Here is a 20,646-nt window from a genome sequence, read left to right on the forward strand (position 1 = left end):
TGGATGAGCAGCATGAATGAGCATGCTGCAGTGCGACTTCGTCAGGCCATCCGCCGTATCGAAGAGGCCACTCGTGACCGTACCGCCACAGGGTGCCGACCGGAGGACGCTGATGACCTCACCGGAACGTTCGCCACGGACGGGGCACTCGGTTTTGACCCGATCCCCTTCCTGCGCGCCCTGCACGAGGCCGGCTCGCACGCGATGGTCATCGGCCAGGTCGCTGGCATCATGCACGGATCCGCCGAGCTGACCGGGGACCTCGACCTGCTGTGGGACGGCACACCTGCGCAGGCCCGAGCCTTGCGAGATGCCCTCGCCGCGGCTGGCCGCACCGATCTCCCCGACCTCGACCGAGCCCAGGTGGGATACCAGGTGACCGGTGCCGCCGGGGATCTGTGCACGCCTGCCTTGTCCTGGGGCGACCTTGATGTCACCGACTGCCTGGCCCGAGCACAAGGCGCCGACGACTCCTCCGGTTTCACGATCCGCTATGCGTCGCTTGACGACCTGATCCGAATGCGGCGGGCCATCGGACGGCCGAAGGATCATCGCCGCGCCGACGAACTCGACCGCCTGCACACCTGAACACACCATGCCGACGGCGAACGATCGAGGGCGCCTGCCCGGGGTGAGGCACTGTTCAGCGCGGCGGCCCCGGCATCCTTCAGCAGAGCCACCAGCCCACGGTTCCCGAGTAACTGCTGAATCAAATCCTGACTCGAATCCGAATCCCACAGAGTGATCACGACCCGATACGCGCCCTAGCGCATCCTGGCGGCATTCGGTGCAGTGGGCGGTTCGGTGCTCAACACCAGCCAGTTCGTTGCCGCGCAGCCTGTTCATGCGGTGGCGGACGAATGACTTGATGTCGCTGAGACTCCCCCGAGCCGTGTCGAGGTCCGGTTGGATCGTCACCAGTTCGTCGGGGCCAAGTTTTGGAAGTAGCTCCGTGTCGAGGAATCTCATCAGGAAGTCGAGGACGATGGCTGCGCGAGATTCGACCGCGCGCACGTTGTGTTGGAATCCGTAGTGCTGAAGAGCGTTCCGGTCTCGCGCCAGGAGGACGAAGGCAGGATCTTCCTGGCGCAGAGTCTTCAGCAGGCCCGGACATGGTCGGCAAGCAGATCGACGACGGCGGTGACGTAGGCGTGGGCGGTGCCCACGGATATCCCGAAGCCGTGCGCAATCCTCGCCAGGCTGTCGTGACGACGTAGGTGCACGAGTGCGACCAGGGCGCGCTGGTGCGGCGGGAGTTCGCACCGTCGGTCACCCTCACGGGTGACGATGAGCATCGTGACCACTCGACCAAGGCGTGAAGGAGGTCGAGTGCGGCAGGATAAGGAACCAACAGGGCTCCTGTGTCGGTGGGTGAGACTTCGAACACCTCCCTCAACGGCGCGGGAGCCCTGTGTGTTGCGGGCATCCACCTCATGCCACCGCCGTCACCCGATCAGTGGCCACGCTGAAAACGCTCAAGGGCTGACCGTCGTCCGACTGGTCGCGGAGGAGCACGGCCCGGCCGTCGACCCCCACCAACTTCGAAGACCCGTCAATATGCGTGCCCTCCACTGCTGCCATCGACGCCCTGCAGGCGACGCCTCCGGAGGTCGGCTGGGAGTGACTTTGGAGCATCCGGCCATGCCCCCTCGCGCCGCTCGTCAAGCCGGCCGCGCGGCCTAATGAAGACATTCACCAGCGAAAGTAAGGATCAGTGTCAATCCGGTGACGGTCCGCCAGGTCCGGTGAACCGGGATGGCGAACCCGCACGGAGATCCCGTGCCCATGGCTTGCACGGCGGCCAGTGGCCAACGCCGTATGGCCGAACGAGGCCGGTGTATGGCAGCGACTGCACGAGGTGCTGCCACGGTCTGCGCCGGAACCTCCGGCAACCCCTCCGGCCGCATCGACAACCGCATCACCCCCACGGCCGCACGACAGGACAACGACCGCACGGACGATCATCCCGCGCCCACCATCACCCCGCACGCAATTGCGCAGCAGAGTCCTCTGCCACAACCCCTCCATGCACCAGATCGGATGTGTCCCCACATCCAACCGGCCCACGGCCCCTCACCGCCAACCACAACCCGGTGAACCATCCCGGTCAGAGCAGTAGCGTGACCTGACCACCCATCACCATGGAGGGATATGACACCTTATCAGGTCGTTCGCGCCCGTCCGGCGCACGCGGCCGCCCGCCGGACACCGGTGATTTCGCCGATGCCCGCCGGTCCGCCCGGTCCCACAATGACCTCACGGCGACGAGAGGCGCCACACCTGCCCCACGCACCTCCCGACGTACCGTCACCCCACCCGCCAACCACCCCATCACCGAACCGCGACGAAGAGCCGCGACGACGACAGTGACGGGACACGGCGGCGCGCGAACAGTCCCAGCAGTCACCGGAAGTACCGGCAAGCACTGCCAAGCACCGCCGCCCGGCTCCGGATCCCCCACATCCCCCACACCTCTACCAAGGACGTGACGAGCTGTGAATCGGCAGACCTCCCCCACACCCTCCGCCCCGCCCGCGCCCGCCCGGGCCGGGCGTTCCCGCCTGATGCGCGCGCTGACGACGCTGATGCTGTCGCTCGGCCTCGCGACAGGTCTGATGTTCGGCTCCTCCGGAACGGCGACGGCCGACGAGATCGGCCAGGCCCCCACCAGTTCCAACATCACCGGCAGCGGCAGCTTCACCGTGACCAGCGCCGCCGTCACCGGCCAGAGCGGCTTCGGCGGGGGCCAGGTCTACTACCCCTCCACGGCCGGCGCCTACCCGGTCGTCGCCGTCTCCCCCGGCTTCACCGCCTCCTGGTCCAGCATCAGCTGGCTCGGCCCCCGACTGGCGTCCTGGGGATTCGTGGTCGTCGGCATCAACACCAACTCCGTCTACGACCAGCCCGCCAGCCGGGGAACCCAGTTACTGGCCGCGCTGAACTGGGCGGTGAACTCCGCGCCGACCGCGGTCCGGTCACGGGCGGACGGTACCCGGCGCGGGGTGATGGGTCACTCGATGGGTGGCGGCGGCAGCCTGGAGGCGCTGGCGGCGGACACCACCGGCTTGGTCAAGGCCGCTGTACCGCTGGCCCCCTGGGACAGTGACAAGACCTGGAACAACGTCAGTGAGCCGGTGGCCATCGTCGGCGGCCAGTCGGACACCGTCGCATCGCCGAGCAGCCACGCGATCCCCTTCTACAACACGCTCGCCGGGCAGAAGGAGTACGTCGAGATGTCCGGGGCCTCGCACGGCGCGCCCGCGGCGTCCAACACCACCACCTCCCGGGTGATGGTGTCCTGGTTCAAGCGCTACCTGAACAACGACACCCGCTTCACCCCGTTCACCTGCGGATATTCCGGCAGTGCCATCTCTTCCTTCCTGACCAACGCCTGCTGAGCATCCTGCGGGCGTCGCACGGTGCCCCCGTCCTCCGGGCGGGGGCACCGGTCTGCCGCGGGACCGCGCGTACCGCTGCGGCACGGCTCCACCGGCCGACTGTCACCCCGGGTGGCCCGGCGGCTCAGCGCGCGGCCGACGCGGGCACGGGAGTCCCGTTCACGTCGAGGCGCCAGTCGCGCAGGGCGGCCAGCAGACCCGCCAGCATGAGCCCTTCACCGAGGTTGCCCAGGGGCGGCACCCTGAACGCGAGCGCGGAGGCGACGAGGACGGCGAGGGCGCCCAGCGCGACCCACGGCATCCCATGACGTCTCCACGTCACCAGACCGATCACCAGCAGCGCCAGGATCGCGAGGACCGCGGCGACGGGAGCCCCCGCGTCGCCGGCGTCCGTGTAGCGCAGGGTGTCCGCCCAGGTGCGGGGCTCCAGTTCGAGGCCGGGCAGGGTGGTGAGCACCCCGAGCACCGAGAGCCCTCCGGCGACCGCCCAGGCCCACCGAGCCGTACGCGGGTCCGGTCCGAGCAGCAGCGCCCCGCACACGACGGCCAGCGGCGTCAGGACCGCGTGCACCAGGAACCAGCCCGTGTTGAGTGCCTCCAGAGCCTCCCCCTCCCCCATCGCCGCCCCCATGGCCACGACCAGCGAGTCGTACGCCAGGGTGACGCCGAGGATAGTGATCCAGCATCCTGGACCGCCTCGCCTCCGTAACGCGGCCCAGGCGAGCAGCAGTTGGGCAACCCCAGTCGCCACCAGCGCAGTCGAGACCATCGCACGCTCCCTTCCCTCACGAATCAGCGTTTCCCCATGGGGTCACGGGCCCTTGCCCCGACATCACCACCGAAGGGGCTTCGACCGTCCGCGATCCGGGAAGGGTGTAGCTCCTTTGGAGGGATGGCTTCGCCAGCACCGACCTGCGGATCCATAAGAAGTCATCTCATTTGGAGTGTTCGGTAGGCTTCCGATGTGGGGATCGTTGAGCGGCTGGTGCCGGATGAGTTGTGGGAGTTGTTCCAGCGGGTGGTGCCGGAGGCGCCGAGTCGACCTCAGGGAGGCGGCCGGCGTCGGCACGGGGATCGGGAGGTGCTGGCCGCGATCGTGTTCGTGGCCACGTCGGGCTGCACGTGGCAGCAACTGCCCTCCGCCCCGTTCGGACCTTCGGGAGCGACAGCCCACCGGCGTTTCGCCGAGTGGTCGAAGGCCCGGGTGTGGGCGAAGCTCCATCGCCTGGTCCTGGACGAGCTCGGTTCCCGCGGGGAACTGGACTGGTCCCGCTATGTGATCGACTCGGTGAACATGCGGGCCACGAAAAAGGGGATCTGACAGGTCCGAATCCGGTAGATCGCGGCAAGTACGGGTCGAAGATCCACTTGATCACCGAACGGACCGGACTGCCCCTGTCGGTCGGCATCTCGGGTGCGAACATGCACGACAGTCAGGGCCTGGAGCCGCTCGTGCGGGGTATCCCGCCGATCCGTTCGCGACGCGGTCCACGCCGTCGCAGGCCCGGCAAGCTGCACGGCGACAAGGGCTACGACTACCGCCACCTGCGGCAATGGCTCCGCAGCCGGGGCATCACGCACCGCCTGGCCCGACGCGGCATAGAGTCCTCCGCCCACCTGGGCCGCCACCGCTGGGTCGTGGAGCGATCTGTTGCCTGGCTCGCCGGCTGCCGCCGACTCCACCGCCGCTACGAACGCAAAGCCGAACACTTCCTCGCCTTCGCCGCCATCGCCTGCACCCTCATCTGCTACCGCCGACTCACCAAATGAGATGACTTCTTACTGACGGTCGGCTAGGTGACGTTGAAGGTCGAGGTGCCGGAACTGGTACACGGCTCCGACGCGGCGAAGCACTGCGTGTTGCTGGTGGGCTTCGACGAGGAAGCTCATGATGTTGCGGGGTGCCTTGCGGCGGAGGGCCAGGTACCAGCACGTGATCGTCAGAGCCGGCGAAGCTGTATGCCGGAAGGCCACCGCAAGGCCCCCGTAGAGGCTGAGGCCAACCAGGCCCAACGTGGTCAGGGCCACCTCCGTCAAAGGGAGCTCGGCAGAAGCACCAGCGAAAGCAGCTGGCCCCTGCGTCACGAGCCCGAAGATGAGCAGCCCAGCGATGCCGATCAGGCCCAGGAGCGGAGGGCCAAGGATGATGGTGCGTGCGGTCTTGCGGTCGCGCTCCAGGAGGGAGAGGGGATCCATAGCAACGACTGTGTCGGCGTCCTGAGTCGCCTTACGGCCGAACCCCAAGAAGACGATCACTACGGCTACAGGAAGTATCAGGACCCCGGTCCCCACATCTTCCCGGTAAGCCGCGAAGCAGCTGATCGCGACCACCATCGCGGCGCTCGGCCAAGAAACACGGATCCGCGCGGCGGGCTCCGGCTTAGGCTCCAAGAAGGCGTAAAGGGTGCCCAGGACCCAACCAGCGGTCACGACGCCAGCCGTGGCGACCAGCCAAGCAGGCGCGGAAGAAGCGATGGCCAGCGGGGTGGCTACTGCGATCGCTACCCAGAACGGCATCCCGATTACCACGGCATGGATAACACGTGGAACGGCCCGACGCAGATTCCACCATTCGATGTCGGTCGTGCCGCTCACGTTGTCCCTCAGATGACCAGCCAGGAATCGTAGGCTTCTCTCGGCCTCCTCAGCCGTCCACCGGGTCGCACCCGGGCGACCCGGGTCGTATGCGGATGGCACAAAGCCAGCGAGAAGTTGGTCCTCGACTTCGGCGCGCGTGCGGGGTGTGCCGGTGGCCGGGTCGATGATGAGATCAACGGGGGACGGGCGCCCTGCAACGGCCTCACCAGGACGGATGCTGTAGATGTCGGCGGCCAGTGAGGCCATGAGGGGGGTGCGGAGTGCGAGAGTGACGGGCCTGGTTGCGTCGGACAGCTCTTCCATGACCGGCCGCCAAAGCTGTGACAGGAAGTCGTCACTGGCGCCTGCGCACAGGTGGGCCCGCACTGTCTCTACGTCAAGGTCCTGGAGTTCGATGCCAGCAGCCTGCGCGAGTGGTAACGGCCGGGTCCCCGAGTCAGCCGGCTCGTACGACAGGGCGTTCTGGTAGTCCTCGGTGCGGCAAGCGAGAACGATTCCTTGGCCAGCCAGCAGCGCCGCGTTGATTCTCCGCAGCGCCTCCATCCGAAAGCCTTGTTTGATCTCATCGAAGCCGTCCAGCAGAGGAAGTATCCGCCTATCGTTGAGCAGAGCTCTGGCACGGCTGATCGAGCCGTCCGGTGCCGGGGCGGCCAGGCCCAGGAGTTCATAGTCGATCGACAGCCTGCGGTCCATCCAGGCGAACAGATCACCCTCCTCCACTGGATTCCAGGACGCCAGGGAGAGGAGAACCGGGACGGGCTGCTCGCTGTTCTGACCGCGCAGTGCAAGGAGTTTCCGTAACAGCTGGACGAGCAGCACTGACTTCCCCGCTCCCTCTCGCCCCAAGACAACCAGGCGGTGTGTGGGGACCTGTTTGGAGAACACCTCCGTGATCCGCTCGGCACCGGCTCCCCCCAGACCGGCGGAGTCAGCAGCCCACTCATCCCGGTTCGGCGCGCCGCCCGTAGGCCAATTCTCGGCCGCCGCACAGATGCTCGCCCAAGGCTCGGTCAAACCCGCAGGGGCCTGCTGCCACGAGACGGTCAAAGATCCATCTTCGTCCAGCCCTCGCACTTTTGCCTCGGCCTCCCAGCCCTGGCTGACCTTGCGCGCCAGGTCATTGGCGATGCCGGCCAACTGGACGCTGTCCGCCGCATCCCGGCGGTCTGCCTTGTATGCCTCCCACGCAACGGCCAATGAGGCGATCCCGATCACCAGGCCAAGCACGCTTACACCGAAGCTCAAAACCCGGGTCTGATGCAGGGTTGGGTGACAGGTTGGGTCACGCGGCCTGGAGGGCCGGTGTGGTCATGACGGTCTCGAATTCGACGGGGGTCAGCCGGCCGAGGGAGGCTTGTCTGCGGCGTCGGTGGTAGGTCCGCTCGATCCAGGTCACGATCGCGATCCGCAGTTCCTCGCGGGTGGCCCACGCCCGGCGGTCGAGGACGTTCTTCTGCAGCAGACTGAAGAACGACTCCATAGCCGCGTTGTCGCCTGCCGCCCCGACTCTCCCTATCGAACCGGTGATCTGGTGCCGGTCGAGCGCCTGGACGAACTTCCGTGACCGGAACTGCGATCCACGATCGCTGTGCAGAACACACCCGGCGACGTTCTCTCGGCGGGCCACGGCGTTGTTCAAGGCTGCGACGGCCAGGCGGGACTTCATCCGTGCGTCGATGGAGTAGCCCACGATCCTCTTGCTGAAGACATCCTTGACCGCGCAGAGGTACAACTTCCCCTCACCCGTGGCGTGTTCGGTGATATCGGTGAGCCACAGCCGGTTCGGGCCGTCGGTGGTGAAGTCCCGGCGGACGAGGTCGTCGTGGACCGGCGGGCCGGCCTTCTTGGTCCGGCCGCGCTTCTTGCCGAACACGCTCCACCAGCGGTTGTCCCGGCAGATCCGCCAGGCGGTCCGGTCCGCCATGCCGGATCCCGCGCTGCGGGCTTCGTCGGCCAGGAAGCGGTAGCCGAACTCCGGATCCTCACGGTGGGCGTCGAACAGCGCGTTCGCGCGAGCGGCCTGCTCGAACTCGGCATCGGTCACCGGCCGCTCCAGCCAGCGGTAGTAGGGCTGTCTGGCGAGCTTCAGGACCCGGCACGTCACCGTGACGGGCACACCGTCCCCGGCCAGCTCTTTCACGAGCGGGTAGATCCTTTTCCCGGCAGATGTGCCTGCGACAGGTAGGCCGCGGCCCGGCGCAGGACCTCGTTCTCCTGCTCCAGCAGCTTGATCCGCCGACGTGCTTCCCGCAGTTCTGCGCTCTCCTGGCTGGTCGTCCCGGGCTTTGTCCCGTCGTCGATGTCCGCGCGGCGCATCCATTTCCACAGCGTCATCGCGTGGACTCCGAAGTCGGCGGCCACCTGCTCCACCGTCACGCCCGGGCCGCGGTTCCTCGCGACCCGCACGACGTCCTGGCGGAATTCTTCCGGATAAGGCTTGGGCACAGCGACATCCTTCCCACCCGCCCCACAGGGCAAGCCACTTCAGATGTCACCCGATCGTGCAGCAGACCCGGGTGCCCCGCAGTTGAGGAGTGACTGCGGGGCACCGTAGATACGGGCGTTGGCTTCTATCAGAACGCCGGAGTCTTCGGCTTGTTGACGTGCCACTCGTAGACGGCGAAGCGGAAGCTCTTGAGGTCGCCCTGATCGTCGAAGCTCAGGTCACCGGTCGGGGTCTTGAAGGTGCCCTTGTGGATCTCCGCCGCGACCCTCTCGGCATCGTCCGATGTCCCGGCAGCCTTGATGCCGTCGGCGATCAGCTGGACCGCAGAGTAGGAGGGAAAGACGTAGGGGCCGCTCGGGTCCTTGCCGTCAGCCTTGATCGCCTCGACGATGGCCTTGTTGGCGGGGTCTTCGTCGAACGCCACGGGGGTGGTCACCAGCAGCCCCTCCGATGCGTTCTGGGCGATCTGGGAGATCGAGTCGTTGGCGCAGGCGTCGCCGGCCATGAACCCGGCCTTCAGGCCCTTCTCCAGGGCCTGACGGAGGATCAGGCCGAGCTCGGGGTGGTAGCCGCCCCAGTACACGAAGTCGACGTTGTTCTGCTTCAGCTTCTGGATGATCGAGGTGAAGTCCTTGTCGCCGGCGTTGACGCCCTCGAATACGGCCACCTTTACGTTCTTGCCCTCCAGCGTCTGCTTGACCGCGGTGGCCAGGCCCTCGCCGTACTGCTGCTTGTCGTGGAGGATCGCGACCGTCTTCGGCTTCACCCGGTCGGCGATGTAAGCGCCGGCCGCCGGGCCCTGGGCGCTGTCGAGGCCGATGGTGCGAAAGCTGAGTTTGTAGCCGCGGGCAGTGATCTCGGGACTGGTGGCGGCAGGCGTGATCATGATGACGCCTTCGTCCTCGTAGAAGTCCGAGGCCGGCTGGGTCGCGGACGACGCCATGTGGCCGATGACGAACTTCACGCCGTCGTTGATGACCTTGTTCGCGACGGCGACTGCCTGCTTCGGGTCGGCCGCGTCGTCGTACTCCTTGGCCTCCAGCATCTTGCCGTCGACACCGCCCCTGGCGTTGATGTCCTTGATGGCCTGCTTGGCGCCGATGAACTGCATGTCGCCGTACTGCGTAACCGGGCCGGTCTTCGGACCGGCGATTGCGATCTTGATCGTTTCAGCCACTGCATCTCCCACTAAGAAGTCATCTCATTTGGAGTGTTCGGTAGGCTTCCGGTGTGGGGATCGTTGAGCGGCTGGTGCCGGATGAGTTGTGGGAGTTGTTCCAGCGGGTGGTACCGGAGGCGCCGAGTCGGCCTCAGGGAGGCGGTCGGCGTCGGCACGGGGACCGGGAGGTGCTGGCCGCGATCGTGTTCGTGGCCACGTCGGGCTGCACGTGGCAGCAGCTGCCCTCCGCCTCGTTCGGACCTTCGGGAGCGACAGCCCACCGGCGTTTCGCCGAGTGGTCCAAGGCCCGGGTGTGGGCGAAACTCCATCGCCTGGTCCTGGACGAACTCGGTTCCCGCGGGGAACTGGACTGGTCCCGCTGTGTGATCGACTCGGTGAACATGCGGGCCACGAAAAGGGGGATCTGACAGGTCCGAATCCTGTGGATCGCGGCAAGTACGGGTCGAAGATCCACTTGATCACCGAACGGACCGGGCTGCCCCTGTCGGTCGGCATCTCGGGTGCGAACATGCACGACAGTCAGGGCCTGGAGCCGCTCGTGCGGGGCATCCCGCCGATCCGCTCGCGACGCGGTCCGCGCCGCCGCAGGCCCGGCAAGCTGCACGGCGACAAGGGGTACGACTACCGCCACCTGCGGCAATGGCTCCGCAGCCGGGGCATCACCCATCGCCTGGCCCGGCGCGGCATCGAGTCCTCCACCCACCTGGGCCGCCACCGCTGGGTCGTAGAACGGTCCGTCGCCTGGCTCGCCGGCTGCCGCAGACTCCACCGCCGCTACGAGCGCAAAGCCGAACACTTCCTCGCCTTCGCCGCCATCGCCTGCACCCTCATCTGCTACCGCCGACTCACCAAATGAGATGACTTCTAAAGACGGATCGTCAGCCTGCTACCGGGCATCGGGCGGCGACTCCAGCGCGCAAGCCGCTCACCGAACCCGGTCGAAGTCCACCGGCATGATCAACTGACGGCCCGACGCCATGCCGCGCGCACGCTGCGTTCACTCGAACGGATCCGGGCGGGCCGATCTCGGACCGGGGCTGCGGAAACCTGGCCGACTGTGCGCGGCCGCCGCGGGGACACTCTCCAGCGCTGTTCCTTCTCAGGCTCTGGCTCAAATTCCGTGATGCGGGCCCGCTGAGTGACGGTTCGCGGTCGTACCGGCCTCTGGGAAGTCGCCCGAAAATGATCAGAGGTGATCTCGGGTAGCTGACAGTTCGAGGCCGTGGAAGAAGTAGTCCTCCAGCTGGAGGAGTTGCTGTTCCCGTCGATCGCGGACGTGGCGGTGGTGGCGGTGGACGTGAGCAACAAGACGGTGCGGGTCGAGGCCCGCGGTACAGCGTACGGCTGGGCGTGTCCGGGCTGCGGGAGCTGGTCGAGTCGAACTCATAGCTCCTACCTGCGGTTTCCGGCAGATGTTCCCAGCGCGGGGCTTCGGGTGGTGCTGTGTCTGCGAGTCCGACGGTTCGCCTGCCGGGTCGCCTCGTGCCCGCGGCAGACGTTCGTTGAGCAGGTACCGGGACTGACCCGGAGGTACGGCCGGTGGACCGAGCGTCTGCGTTCGACGCTGGCGGCGGTCGGACTCGCCCTTGCTGGTCGTGCGGGCGCCAGGATGGCGGGTGTGTTCGGGGTATCCGTCAGCCGCAGCACGGTGCTGCGGATGGTCGAGGCGCTGCCCGAACCGGATCTGCCTGCCCCGCGAGTGGTCGGCGTCGATGAGTACGCGACGCGCAAGGGCCGCCACTACGGCACCGTGCTGGTCGACGTTGAGACGCGACGGCCGGTTGACCTGCTGCCGGACCGGGAGGCATCGAGCCTTGCCGCCTGGCTTGCCGAAAGGCCAGGGATCGAGATTGTCTGCCGGGACCGAGCCCCGTTCTTTGCCGAAGGCGCCACCGTTGGCGCACCCCAAGCGGTGCAGGTCGCGGACCGCTGGCACCTCTGGCACAACCTCAGCGAAGCCGCCGAACATTGTGTCGCCGAGCATCGGGGCTGCTTGCGTGGCAGCGCGCCCGACCCGCCCCAACAGGTCAAGAAACCGGAAGAGCCGGCTGACCCCACCGGCTCGCCGTGGCCGACGGGCCACCGGTTCGCCGACAGAACCCGGGCCAACCACGCCGCCGTCCATTCGCTGCTCGCCGCTGGTAACAGCCGCCGCTCAATCCAACGTCAGCTCGGCATGACTTACCGCACGGTCAAACTCCTTGCCGACGCCACCACCCCGGAGGACCTCTTCCACGGCCAGTGGCAGGGCCGACCCTCTGTCCTCGACGAGTTCAGACCCTACCTGGACGACCGCTGGAACCAGGGCTGCACCAACGCCTGGAAGGCATGGGAGGAGATCGTGCCACTCGGCTACAAAGGCAGCTACCAGCGAGTTCGCGCCTACTTCCGCACCAAGCGCCTCTCGGCCGACCCGGTCACCGCACCCCCGCCCGCACCCCGCACCTTCGCCGGCTGGATCCTCCGGCACCCCGAGCCCCTCTCCGAGGGCGAACAGCTCCGGCTCAAGGCCGTCCTGGCCCACTGCCCCGAACTGGAAGCCCTCACCAGACACGTCCGTTCGTTCGCTCAGATCCTCACTGAGCGACAGGGCCAACGGCTGCCCGAGTGGCTCGATGCCGTCCGCCAAGATGACCTGCCCGGTCTCCATACCCTCGCCGCCGGCATCGACCGCGACCGTGACGCCGTCGTCGCCGGCCTCACCCTTCCCTGGAGCTCCGGAGTCGTGGAAGGGCACGTCAACCGCATCAAGATGCTCAAACGCCAGATGTTCGGCCGAGCCGGCTTCGACCTCCTCCGGAAGCGAGTTCTCTTGGCGTGAAGAGCCCCGGGAGAAATTGCTAGGCGGGCTGGACCGCCCGAGGCGAGAATGACGCGGTGTTGATCGTGAATGCCGTCCTGGAAACCCCAGACACCGTTGACTTCTCTTTCTGGCCAGTGGCTGGCCTGCCTCCGTACCAGTTCATGGCCCTGTCAGGCAGTATGTCCCCGCTCGAAGTCGGCAGCGCGCTGGCGATGCTTGCTGACTGCAACTCGCAGACAGGTGACGACGATCGCCCCTTGACGGACGCCAGCGAGGCGATCCGCCGCCTGCTGGAGACAGACAAGGTCATCGCACCAGGAGGCTTGCGCGTCCACGACACCCGAACCAACGTCACCGTCCGGCCAGGATGCTGTTGTGGCCTGGAGGACTGGCGCGAGTGGCTCGACATCGCAGACGGCGAGACCCTGTGGCTCGGACATGACCCTTCACCAAGGCTTGAGCATGCCGGCGAGGTCTTGCAGCTCTGGCCGGACATCGGCGACGCTCAAGAAACTCCTGCCGGGCAGCCCATCGAGATCGTGGTGGGTGACCTACCGGGGATCCTGCATACCGTGCAGGAGGGACTGCAAGGCTTTCTCTATCTCACCAAGCAGTGGGCCACTCACCATGTTCCGACTCTCGCCGAGGACCTGGCAGCCAGACTCGACGAAGATCTGGCCATCAATGCACCACTGCCGGGTACCAGTGGCCAGCACGCACCGTAACCGATCACGAAATCTGTGCCAGAGCCCCTTCTGGTTCTGGCACGACTTCTGTGACGCCATCACTGCCCGTCACGACGACAGGACTCTGTTCCGCAGGAGTTGGGAGCCAGAGTGGCCGAACATCTGTGCCGGGCACGGCCGGCGCCGGTGGTTCGGCACCTGCCCATGGACTCGGCCCTGACCTGGACCGCTTCCAACTCCTTTGCTGTCCGGCTGAGTACGCGTACTCAGGTGCTGGCTGCCGGACTCCTCCATGCTGGGGCGCGAACGCCGGACCGTCTCAGGGGGACGTACGCATGGACCAGGCCCTGCAGCTGCGCACTGCCACGCCTCGGGATCACGACTGGATCCACGAACTGCGCCACCGCGTGTACGCGGAGGAGCTCGGTCAGCATCCGGTGGATCCGTCGGGAAGGCTGAGTGACGGACTCGACGGCGACAACATCTATCTCGTGGCCGCGCGCGGCGAGACGCGGATCGGCTTCGTCAGCCTTACCCCGCCGTGGGTCGGCCGCTACTCCCTCGACAAGTACCTGACGCGCGAGGAGCTGCCGGTCCTGACCGAGGAGGCGCCGTTCGAGGTCCGCGTCCTGACCGTCGAGGAACACTGGCGGTCCACCGCGGTGGCGCCACTCCTCATGTACGCGGCGCTGCGCTGGGTCGCGGCGCGGGGCGGCCGCCGGGTGGTGGCGATGGGACGCACGGAACTGCTCGACATGTACCTCGCCGCCGGGCTGCGGCCGGTGGGACGCACGGTCCGCTCGGGCGCGATCTCGTTCGAGGTCCTCAGCGGCTCCGTGGCCGAGCTGACGAGGACGGTCGCGGAGCGCCACGGCCGGATCCTGGAGCGGCTGAGGACGGGCCTCGACTGGCGGCTCGACGTGCCCTTCGCGCCGCGTGCGGACGGCTGTGAGCACGGCGGGGCGTTCTTCTCGGCGATCGGCACGGACTTCCGGACCCTGACCCGCCGTCACGAGGTGGTCGCGGCGGATGTGCTGGACGCCTGGTTCCCACCGTCCCCAGGCGTCCGCGCGGTCCTCTCAGAGGATCCCGAGTGGGTGGCCCGGACCTCGCCACCGACGGGCGCGGAGGGACTGCTCGCGGAGATCGCCGCGGTCCGCGGGCTCCCGGTGGAGTCGCTGGTCGTCGGGGCGGGCTCGTCCGATCTGATCTTCCGCGCGTTCGGCCGGTGGCTGACGCCGGGGAGCCGGGTGCTCTTGCTCGATCCCGGCTATGGGGAGTACGCCCATGTCACCGAGCGGGTGATCGGCTGCCGGGTCGACCGGCTCCAGCTGCGCCGGGAGGACGGCTGGCTGCTCGACCCGGCCCGGCTCGCCACCGCGACCGGCGACGGACGGTACGACCTCGTGGTGGTGGTCAATCCGAACAACCCGACCGGCCGCCACGCCCCGGCCGACGCGCTGCGCGCGGTGATCGAAGCCTCGCCCGTGCGGACCCGGTGGTGGATCGACGAGGCGTACCTGGGGTATGTCAATCCGGCGGACTCGCTCGCCGGGCTCGCCGCGGTCGACGCCCGGGTCGTGGTCTGCACCTCGCTGTCGAAGATGTACGCGCTGTCGGGGATGCGGGCCGCGTACCTGGTGGCTGGTCCGGAGACGGCCGGGGATCTGCGGCGCTGGACGCCGCCGTGGCCCGTGAGCCTGCCGGCCCAGCTGGCTGCCGTGACGGCGCTGCGCGACCCCGCGTACTACGCGGAGCGCTGGGCCTGCACCCATGTGCTGCGCCGGGGACTGGCGTACGACCTCGAGGAGTTGGACGGGTTCTCCTCGGTCGACGAGGGGGTGGCGAACTTCCTCACGGTGACCCTGCCGCCGGACGGACCGAGCGCGGCGCGGCTGGTGCGCGAGTGCCGGCGGCACGACGTGTTCCTGCGTGACCTGTCGCCGATGTCCCCGGCGTACGAGGGGCGGACCGTCCGGATCGCCGTCCGCGACGCGGCGGAGAACGCGAGAATCGTGGCGGCGTGCCAGAGCGCCCTGGACGCGCTGCGCACGCCGACCGCACGGGTGTCGGCCGCGCCGGGACGGGCCTCCCGGTGACGACGGTCGCCGATCTCGTACCGTACCTCGGCGGGGCACTGGCGGTCGGAGGCGTCACCGTGGCGGCGACCCGGCGCCGTGAACTGATGGTCCGCTGGTGCGTGTGGGCGCTCGGAGTGCCCCTGGTGACCGCCGCGTTCTGGCTCGGTCCACCAGGGATCGCGGTGCTCGTGGCTGTGGTCGGTGTGGTCGCCGTGGCGGAGTTCGGCGGGCTGCTCCTGCTGGGTCCGGTGGACCGGGCAGTGCTGGACGCGGCGATCGTCGGACTCGTCCTCACCGCCTGGCTGGCCCCCGGGGAGGTGCTCCGGGTGGCGGCGGCCGGGGCGCTTGCCATCGCCGGGGTGCCGTTGTTCTCGGGCGACGCGGAGCACGGGCTCCGCCGCCTGGGGGCGGGCCTGCTGGGGCTCGTGTGGCTGGGCGCCCTGGCCGGCCTCGTATCGTCCGGCGCCCTCGGCCTCGTCCTGTTCGTGGCCGTGTCGATCGCCGACATCGTCGCGTACGCGGCGGGTCGCCGAATCGGCGGCCCCCGGCTCTCCCGGCTGTCGCCCGCCAAGCGGTGGAGCGGCACGCTGGCTGGGGCCGCGGCCGGTCTCCTCACGCTGGCCGTGCTGTCCTCCCTGACGTGGCAGACGGCGGTGGCCGTGGCGGTCGGCGGCCCGCTCGGGGACCTGCTGGAGTCGATGATCAAGCGGGGCGCCGGCGCCAAGGACGCCGGCCGGTGGCTGCCCGGCTCCGGCGGCATCCTCGACCGGATCGACTCCCTCCTCGTTGCTCTGGCGGTGCTGTTGGTGCTGAAGTGAGCCACGGGGCGGTGATCCTGGAGGCAGCCTCCGCGCCTACCTGCATGAACAACTCCAGCTCAAGACCGTCCGCACTCAATACCCCGAGCTCAACGCCCTCACCCGCCACGTCCGCTCCTTCGCGACCGTGCTCACCGACCGCCAGGGCGAGCGTCTCCCGGAGTGGCCCGACGCCGTCTGACAGGACGACCTGCCCAGCCTCCACACCCTCGCCGCCGGCATCGACCGCGACCTCAACGCCGTCATCGCCGGATTGACCCTGCCCTGGAGCTCAGGCGCGGTCGAGGGGCATGTCAACCGGATCAAGATGCTCAAGCGCCAGATGTTCGGGCGTGCTGGCTTCGCCCTTCTGCGGAAGCGCGTCCTGCTCGCACAGTGATCGCAATGTCAGCGGCTGATGCGAGGATCCCGGCGACACGAGGAGATCAACATGGGCACCTGGGACACTGGCCCCTTCGACAACGACACGGCCGCGGACTTCGCCAACACGCTCGACGACGCCAAGCCCGAGGAGCGCGAGACGCTGATCCGTGGCGTCCTCACGCGCACCGTCGACGCCATCGGCTGGCTCGACGAAGGAGAAGAAGCGGTGGCCGCCGCCGCACTGATTGCGACCCAATGTCCAGGCGGCGACCCAATCGACACACCCTACGGCCCTGAGAAACCCATGCCCGCCTTTCCCAACGATCTTCGGACGCTCGCGGACGAGGCCCTCGCCCGCGTCATCAGCGACGAGGCAGGGCCTGCCTCGAACTGGGTCGACCCGGCAGACTGGAAGCAGTGGCGAGCCAACCTCACCCGCCTCCGCACAGTCCTTGCCCCGCCTCCACCGTCCATCCCGCTGTTCGATGTCGAACAATGACAGAACGTCACTCGCCACAAAACCTGAGCCAGAACCAGGACTCGTGATTAGAGGTCATCTCATTTGGGGGCTACGAATCCGCGACAAGCCGAGCCATCTCGTGCAGCCGGTGCCAGTACTCAGGGTCGTCCGCTTCGCTGAGTACAGGCATGACCCGGTCCAGGCGGGCGATGCAGCGAAGCAGGCCGCTTCGACCTTGCGCTTCGAGTTCGCCGCCGTTCTTGATCCAGATGAAGACCCAGGCTGCGGTGTCCGAGTCCAGCATCACCAGGTCGAAGCCGGCCCGGTCTGCGCCAGCCAATCTGGGAGGAAAGGGCAGTTTCATGAACTCTTGGTACAGGCGCGAGACGGTCTCAAACGCGGTTTCTTTGCTCACGCGGGCCATCATGGCGCAGCTATCGGAGTTGTCTTGAGTCGGCGGTAGCAGATGAGGGTGCAGGCGAGGCTGGTGAAGGCGAGGAAGTGCTCGGCCTTGCGTTCGTAGCGGCGGTGGAGTCGGCGGCAGCCGGCAAGCCAGGCCATGGTCCGTTCTATCGTCCAGCGGTGTCGGCCCAGTCGCTGTGAGGTCTCGATGCCCTTGCGGGCGATGCGGTGCTGGATGCCTCGCTGTGACAGCCATTGCCGCAGGTGGCGGTAGTCGTAGCCCTTGTCGGCGTGGAGCTTGCCGGGCTTGCGCCGGCGGGGTCCTCGGCGGGACCGGATCGGGGGGATGCCCTTCACGAGAGGGATCAGGGCCTGGCTGTCGTGGACGTTGGCGCCGGAGATGCCGACGGACAGGGGCAGACCGGTCCGCTCGGTGATCAGATGGATCTTCGACCCGCATTTGCCCCGGTCGACAGGATTCGGACCTGTCAGATCCCCCTTTTCAGGGCCCTCATGTTCACCGAGTCGATCGCGCAACGCGACCAGTCCAGGTCGCCGCGGGAACCGAGTTCGTCGAGAACCAGGCGGTGGAGCTTGGCCCACACCCGGGCCTTCGTCCACTCGGTGAACCGGCGGTGGGCCGTCGCACCGGACGGCCCGAACGACGCCGCAGGCAACTGCTGCCATGTACAGCCCGAGGTCGCGACGAACACGATCGCGGCCAGGACCTCCCGATCGCCGTGGCGACGCCGGCCGCCGCCTTGTGGCCGCGACGGCGCCTCCGGTACCACCCGCTGGAACAGCTCCCACAGTTCATCCGGCACCAGCCGCTCAACGATTCCCGCCACGGCAGCAGCCTACTTGGCCAAATGAGATGACCTGTTAAAGCCACATACGCTGCTGTAGCGTCCTGGCCTACTGCCTGAACGGTGTCGTCAAGGACATCCCTTGGACGGTTGCAGACCCCGTTGTTTCCAGGACCGGAGCTTCGACTTCCGTCATTGACAGCTTCGGCCGTGCGGCAGAAACGACCGAAAGACAGCTCACACGGCCGGAGGCCCTCGTGATGCGCTACCAGGTGTGGAGGGGATCATCGCCGGCGCCATAGCCGTGGTCGGCACCTTGCTGGGCTCTGTCATAGCGCACCACTACCAGGAGAAGTCCGCCCGCCGGGCCGAGACCCGCGCCCGCTCCGAACAGCGACAACAGCGCCTGTTCGACAGCTGCGCTGCCTTCATCGCCCTCGCCGAGGACTATCGTCGCGCGCAGTACGACCGATGGTCACGCTGGGATGCCGACCCGGGGAGCGAAGATGCTGCGGCTGCCCGGGCCGAGTCCTACCGGCTCTATGTGGAGACACGCAGCAGCGCCTCGCGCCTCAAGCTCATAAGCGGCCAGGGAGACGTTCAGCAGCTTGCCGATCAGGCCGACACCGTGCTGGAGCTCACCAGCGCGATCATCCGGACCGATGACAAAACAGAGATGCTCCAGCATGGCAGTGCAGCTCAAGCAGCATGCGACGCGTTCGTCGCCAGGGCCAACGCCGTGCTGCACGGATCAGCACCTCCCGAAGCATCCGGATGAGGGTTGATTTTCGACCAGACGACGCAGTCAGACCGAGCCGCCCCGGCCGCTGCCCGGCATGCTCACTTCCTCGGCCCCGCGCCGACCGCGCTCTCTTTCGCGTCGGTGAGCTGGAGCGCACCGGCCTGCCCGACGGCTCCGCCCAGGACATCGTGTGCGTGGACGCCCTGGGCGGCGCCGCCGACTAGGGGGCGGCGTGGCGCGAGCAGGTCACCGCCGTTGGCCTGGCGCAAGAGCACCGTGCCAAGTCGGCCCCGCTCTGGCGGCCCACCCCGCCCCCGCCGCAAGGCGGGGGCGGGGTGGGCTGGTCGTGCAACCCTGCCGCACCAGCGGTTGGAAGAAACGAGAGACCGTCCTCAAGCCGAGTCCCTGAAACTCTGGTGATGCGGCGGACCTCCCGGGCCTAAATGCCCGGAATGCTGAGACTTGACTATGGACTCAGCAACGGGAGTTATTGCAGGAAGCCGTCGATGGGCACCTCGTTGTATTCCGTCGCGCCGGTCGTGGTGATGCCGCCGGCTGAGCCGGGCAGCCGCAGACCGCTGGTGGCGCTCACGTAGAGGTCAGCCTTTTTGTCACCGTTCGTGTCGCGCAGCCGTACCAGGCCACCGAACTGATCGTAGGCCGTCAACGCACCGGGCACGCCGGGGGTGTTGCGGGCGAACCACTGCGAACCGGTACCGGACAGGCCGCTCGCCCGTCCCTTGAAGATGTGCACGCCGCCCGCGTTGTCCTGGCCGTCGATCTTCTCGTCCCGCACGCCGACCGCGAGATCGGCGTAGCCGTCGCCGTTGACGTCGCCGGCCGAGATGGATGAGCCGAACTCGTCGTAGTTCTCCGGGGTTCCGGCGACGCCACTGGTCGCCTGGGTGAGGCGGGTGTTTCGGGACGGGCCGGCGGAGGAGCCGTACCAGACGCTGACGCGGCCCTTGTGCTTGGAGTAGATGGATGTGCCAACGGCGATGTCGCCGTAGCCGTCCTTGTCGAAGTCGGCGATGACACCGTCGCCTCCGCGCTCGACGCCGCTTCCGTCACCGGACTGGGACTCCAGGCGAAGGCTGCTGCCCGGGGTGAGCGAACTCGCGCCGCCCTTGATGAACCAGACGTCGGACGCGACGTAGTCGCGGGCGGTCACGTCACCGATGATCGCGAGGTCGGTCTTCGTGTCGCCGTTGACCTTGCCAGAGATCAGGGCCGTGGCGTAGAAGGACGTTGTCTTGTCGAGCTTGGTCACGGTGCCGGTGGTGCCGGAGCGCTTGATCGGGCCGCGGTAGACGTAGGTCATGGATTCGTTGATGACGGCCAGGTCCTGCTTGCCGTCTCCGTTGAAGTCGCCGGCCGCCAGATCCTTGCCCATGTAGTTGCCGCGGCCCGGGTTCTTGTTCGGGAGAGTCGTGCCCGTGGACAGGCCGGAGGCGGAGCCCCAGAGAACCGTCACGGCGCCCTGGTCGGCGCCGTGGGAGCCGTTCTCGCCGACCGCCGCCACCGCGAGGTCGCCGTATCCATCGCCGTCGAAGTCCGCGGCGGCCCGCACCTCGCCGAACATGTCGTCGGCCTCGTCGGAGCCGGGCACGCCGGCGCTCGACTGGGTGATGCGCTGCTGTGTGGAGCCGGGCCCGGTGGCAGTCCCGAAGACCACGGTGACGCCGCCGCCCCCTCTGGCGCTGAAGCTTGAGTACGCGTAGTCGCGGTAGCCGTCGCCGTTGAAGTCGTCGCCGTGCTTCGCGGGCGCGGCGCTCGCTGTCGTGACGGGCAGGGCGAGGGGGATTAAGCCCGCTACCAGGAAAGTGGCGAGCGTGGTCGCTGTGCGGTTGGGCATGGGCGTTG

18 protein-coding genes and 1 pseudogene are annotated in these 20,646 nt (G+C 67.8%); 10 read left to right on the forward strand and 9 right to left on the reverse strand.

Annotated features, from left to right (window positions below):
- The first annotated feature begins 3 nt into the window (after positions 1-3).
- Positions 4-588, forward strand: coding sequence for a hypothetical protein (locus tag OG485_RS07560; protein WP_328665195.1), 585 nt, complete (start codon positions 4-6; stop codon positions 586-588).
- A 471-nt stretch (positions 589-1,059) separates the two neighbouring features.
- Here OG485_RS07560 and OG485_RS07565 read toward each other — a convergent pair.
- A pseudogene (locus OG485_RS07565) lies at positions 1,060-1,351 on the reverse strand (helix-turn-helix domain-containing protein); the annotation flags it as partial.
- Between the two features lie 1,144 nt (positions 1,352-2,495).
- Here OG485_RS07565 and OG485_RS07570 point away from each other — a divergent pair.
- Positions 2,496-3,398 carry a poly(ethylene terephthalate) hydrolase family protein gene (locus OG485_RS07570; protein WP_328665196.1) on the forward strand — a complete coding sequence of 301 codons (903 nt, stop codon included), beginning with the start codon at positions 2,496-2,498 and terminating at the stop codon, positions 3,396-3,398.
- Positions 3,399-3,522: 124 nt separating this feature from the next.
- Here the strand turns inward: OG485_RS07570 and OG485_RS07575 are convergent, their stop codons facing one another.
- Entirely contained in the window at positions 3,523-4,167 is a 645-nt protein-coding gene (locus tag OG485_RS07575) for a hypothetical protein (RefSeq protein ID WP_328665197.1), read from the reverse strand.
- Positions 4,168-4,368: 201 nt separating this feature from the next.
- On the opposite strand from OG485_RS07575, the gene OG485_RS07580 reads away from it, so the two are divergent.
- A protein-coding gene (locus tag OG485_RS07580; RefSeq protein ID WP_328674267.1) for an IS5 family transposase occupies positions 4,369-5,168 on the forward strand; the annotation gives its coding sequence in 2 pieces (ribosomal slippage) (positions 4,369-4,704 and positions 4,707-5,168; 798 coding nt in all).
- 9 nt (positions 5,169-5,177) lie between these two features.
- Here OG485_RS07580 and OG485_RS07585 read toward each other — a convergent pair.
- The 3 genes from OG485_RS07585 to OG485_RS07595 form a co-directional block, all read right to left on the reverse strand.
- Complete coding sequence (locus OG485_RS07585) at positions 5,178-7,223, reverse strand: NACHT domain-containing protein (RefSeq protein ID WP_328665198.1); 2,046 nt, start codon at positions 7,221-7,223, stop codon at positions 5,178-5,180.
- A 55-nt stretch (positions 7,224-7,278) separates the two neighbouring features.
- Positions 7,279-8,441, reverse strand: a protein-coding gene (locus tag OG485_RS07590; protein WP_328664961.1) for an IS3 family transposase whose coding sequence is annotated in 2 segments (ribosomal slippage) — positions 7,279-8,154 and positions 8,157-8,441 — 1,161 coding nt in all. Because the reading frame shifts where the segments join, the coding sequence is not laid out codon by codon here.
- Between the two features lie 128 nt (positions 8,442-8,569).
- Entirely contained in the window at positions 8,570-9,619 is a 1,050-nt protein-coding gene (locus OG485_RS07595; protein WP_328665199.1) for a high-affinity branched-chain amino acid ABC transporter substrate-binding protein, read from the reverse strand.
- 59 nt (positions 9,620-9,678) lie between these two features.
- On the opposite strand from OG485_RS07595, the gene OG485_RS07600 reads away from it, so the two are divergent.
- The 6 genes from OG485_RS07600 (at position 9,679) to OG485_RS07630 (ending at position 16,872) form a co-directional block, all read left to right on the forward strand.
- Positions 9,679-10,478, forward strand: a protein-coding gene (locus tag OG485_RS07600) for an IS5 family transposase (protein WP_328674268.1) whose coding sequence is annotated in 2 segments (ribosomal slippage) — positions 9,679-10,014 and positions 10,017-10,478 — 798 coding nt in all. Because the reading frame shifts where the segments join, the coding sequence is not laid out codon by codon here.
- Positions 10,479-10,844: 366 nt separating this feature from the next.
- A complete protein-coding gene (locus OG485_RS07605; RefSeq protein ID WP_328665200.1) occupies positions 10,845-12,443 on the forward strand; it encodes an ISL3 family transposase in 1,599 nt (532 codons plus the stop codon).
- A 56-nt stretch (positions 12,444-12,499) separates the two neighbouring features.
- Complete coding sequence (locus tag OG485_RS07610; protein WP_328665201.1) at positions 12,500-13,150, forward strand: hypothetical protein; 651 nt, start codon at positions 12,500-12,502, stop codon at positions 13,148-13,150.
- Positions 13,151-13,446: 296 nt separating this feature from the next.
- On the forward strand, positions 13,447-15,210 hold the full coding sequence (locus OG485_RS07615) for a histidinol-phosphate transaminase (RefSeq protein ID WP_328665202.1): 1,764 nt from the start codon (positions 13,447-13,449) through the stop codon (positions 15,208-15,210).
- Positions 15,207-16,010, forward strand: coding sequence for a phosphatidate cytidylyltransferase (locus tag OG485_RS07620; protein ID WP_328665203.1), 804 nt, complete (start codon positions 15,207-15,209; stop codon positions 16,008-16,010). Before OG485_RS07615 ends, OG485_RS07620 begins: the two co-directional genes overlap by 4 nt.
- Positions 16,011-16,440: 430 nt before the next feature.
- Positions 16,441-16,872: a DUF4259 domain-containing protein gene (locus OG485_RS07630; RefSeq protein ID WP_328665204.1), complete on the forward strand. Its 432-nt coding sequence runs from the start codon at positions 16,441-16,443 to the stop codon at positions 16,870-16,872.
- A 70-nt stretch (positions 16,873-16,942) separates the two neighbouring features.
- Here OG485_RS07630 and OG485_RS07635 read toward each other — a convergent pair whose 3' ends face one another.
- Positions 16,943-17,248: a hypothetical protein gene (locus OG485_RS07635; RefSeq protein ID WP_328665205.1), complete on the reverse strand. Its 306-nt coding sequence runs from the start codon at positions 17,246-17,248 to the stop codon at positions 16,943-16,945.
- Between the two features lie 8 nt (positions 17,249-17,256).
- Positions 17,257-18,074 (reverse strand): IS5 family transposase gene (locus OG485_RS07640; RefSeq protein ID WP_328674269.1). Its coding sequence is split into 2 segments (ribosomal slippage): positions 17,257-17,735 and positions 17,735-18,074, totalling 819 coding nucleotides; the frame shifts between segments, so codons are not numbered across the junction.
- A 241-nt stretch (positions 18,075-18,315) separates the two neighbouring features.
- Here OG485_RS07640 and OG485_RS07645 point away from each other — a divergent pair.
- A complete protein-coding gene (locus OG485_RS07645; protein WP_328665206.1) occupies positions 18,316-18,819 on the forward strand; it encodes a hypothetical protein in 504 nt (167 codons plus the stop codon).
- Between the two features lie 62 nt (positions 18,820-18,881).
- On the opposite strand, the gene OG485_RS07650 is transcribed toward OG485_RS07645, so the two are convergent.
- Both OG485_RS07650 and OG485_RS07655 read right to left on the reverse strand, forming a co-directional pair.
- The gene (locus OG485_RS07650; RefSeq protein WP_328665207.1) at positions 18,882-19,058 is read right to left on the reverse strand and encodes a hypothetical protein; all 177 of its coding nucleotides are present in this window, start codon (positions 19,056-19,058) and stop codon (positions 18,882-18,884) included.
- A gap of 212 nt (positions 19,059-19,270) precedes the next feature.
- On the reverse strand, positions 19,271-20,638 hold the full coding sequence (locus OG485_RS07655; RefSeq protein WP_328665208.1) for an FG-GAP and VCBS repeat-containing protein: 1,368 nt from the start codon (positions 20,636-20,638) through the stop codon (positions 19,271-19,273).
- Positions 20,639-20,646: the final 8 nt, after the last annotated feature.

Source organism: Streptomyces sp. NBC_00328 (genome assembly GCF_036139655.1).
GTDB lineage: Bacteria > Actinomycetota > Actinomycetes > Streptomycetales > Streptomycetaceae > Streptomyces.

Bases quoted from the DNA above. Each gene is read 5' to 3' on its own strand.
- OG485_RS07560 (WP_328665195.1), top strand. From the start codon at position 4: ATGAGCAGCATGAATGAGCATGCTGCAGTGCGACTTCGTCAGGCCATC.
- OG485_RS07575 (WP_328665197.1), bottom strand. From the start codon at position 4,167: ATGGTCTCGACTGCGCTGGTGGCGACTGGGGTTGCCCAACTGCTGCTC.
- OG485_RS07615 (WP_328665202.1), top strand. From the start codon at position 13,447: ATGGACCAGGCCCTGCAGCTGCGCACTGCCACGCCTCGGGATCACGAC.
- OG485_RS07630 (WP_328665204.1), top strand. From the start codon at position 16,441: ATGGGCACCTGGGACACTGGCCCCTTCGACAACGACACGGCCGCGGAC.
- OG485_RS07655 (WP_328665208.1), bottom strand. From the start codon at position 20,638: ATGCCCAACCGCACAGCGACCACGCTCGCCACTTTCCTGGTAGCGGGC.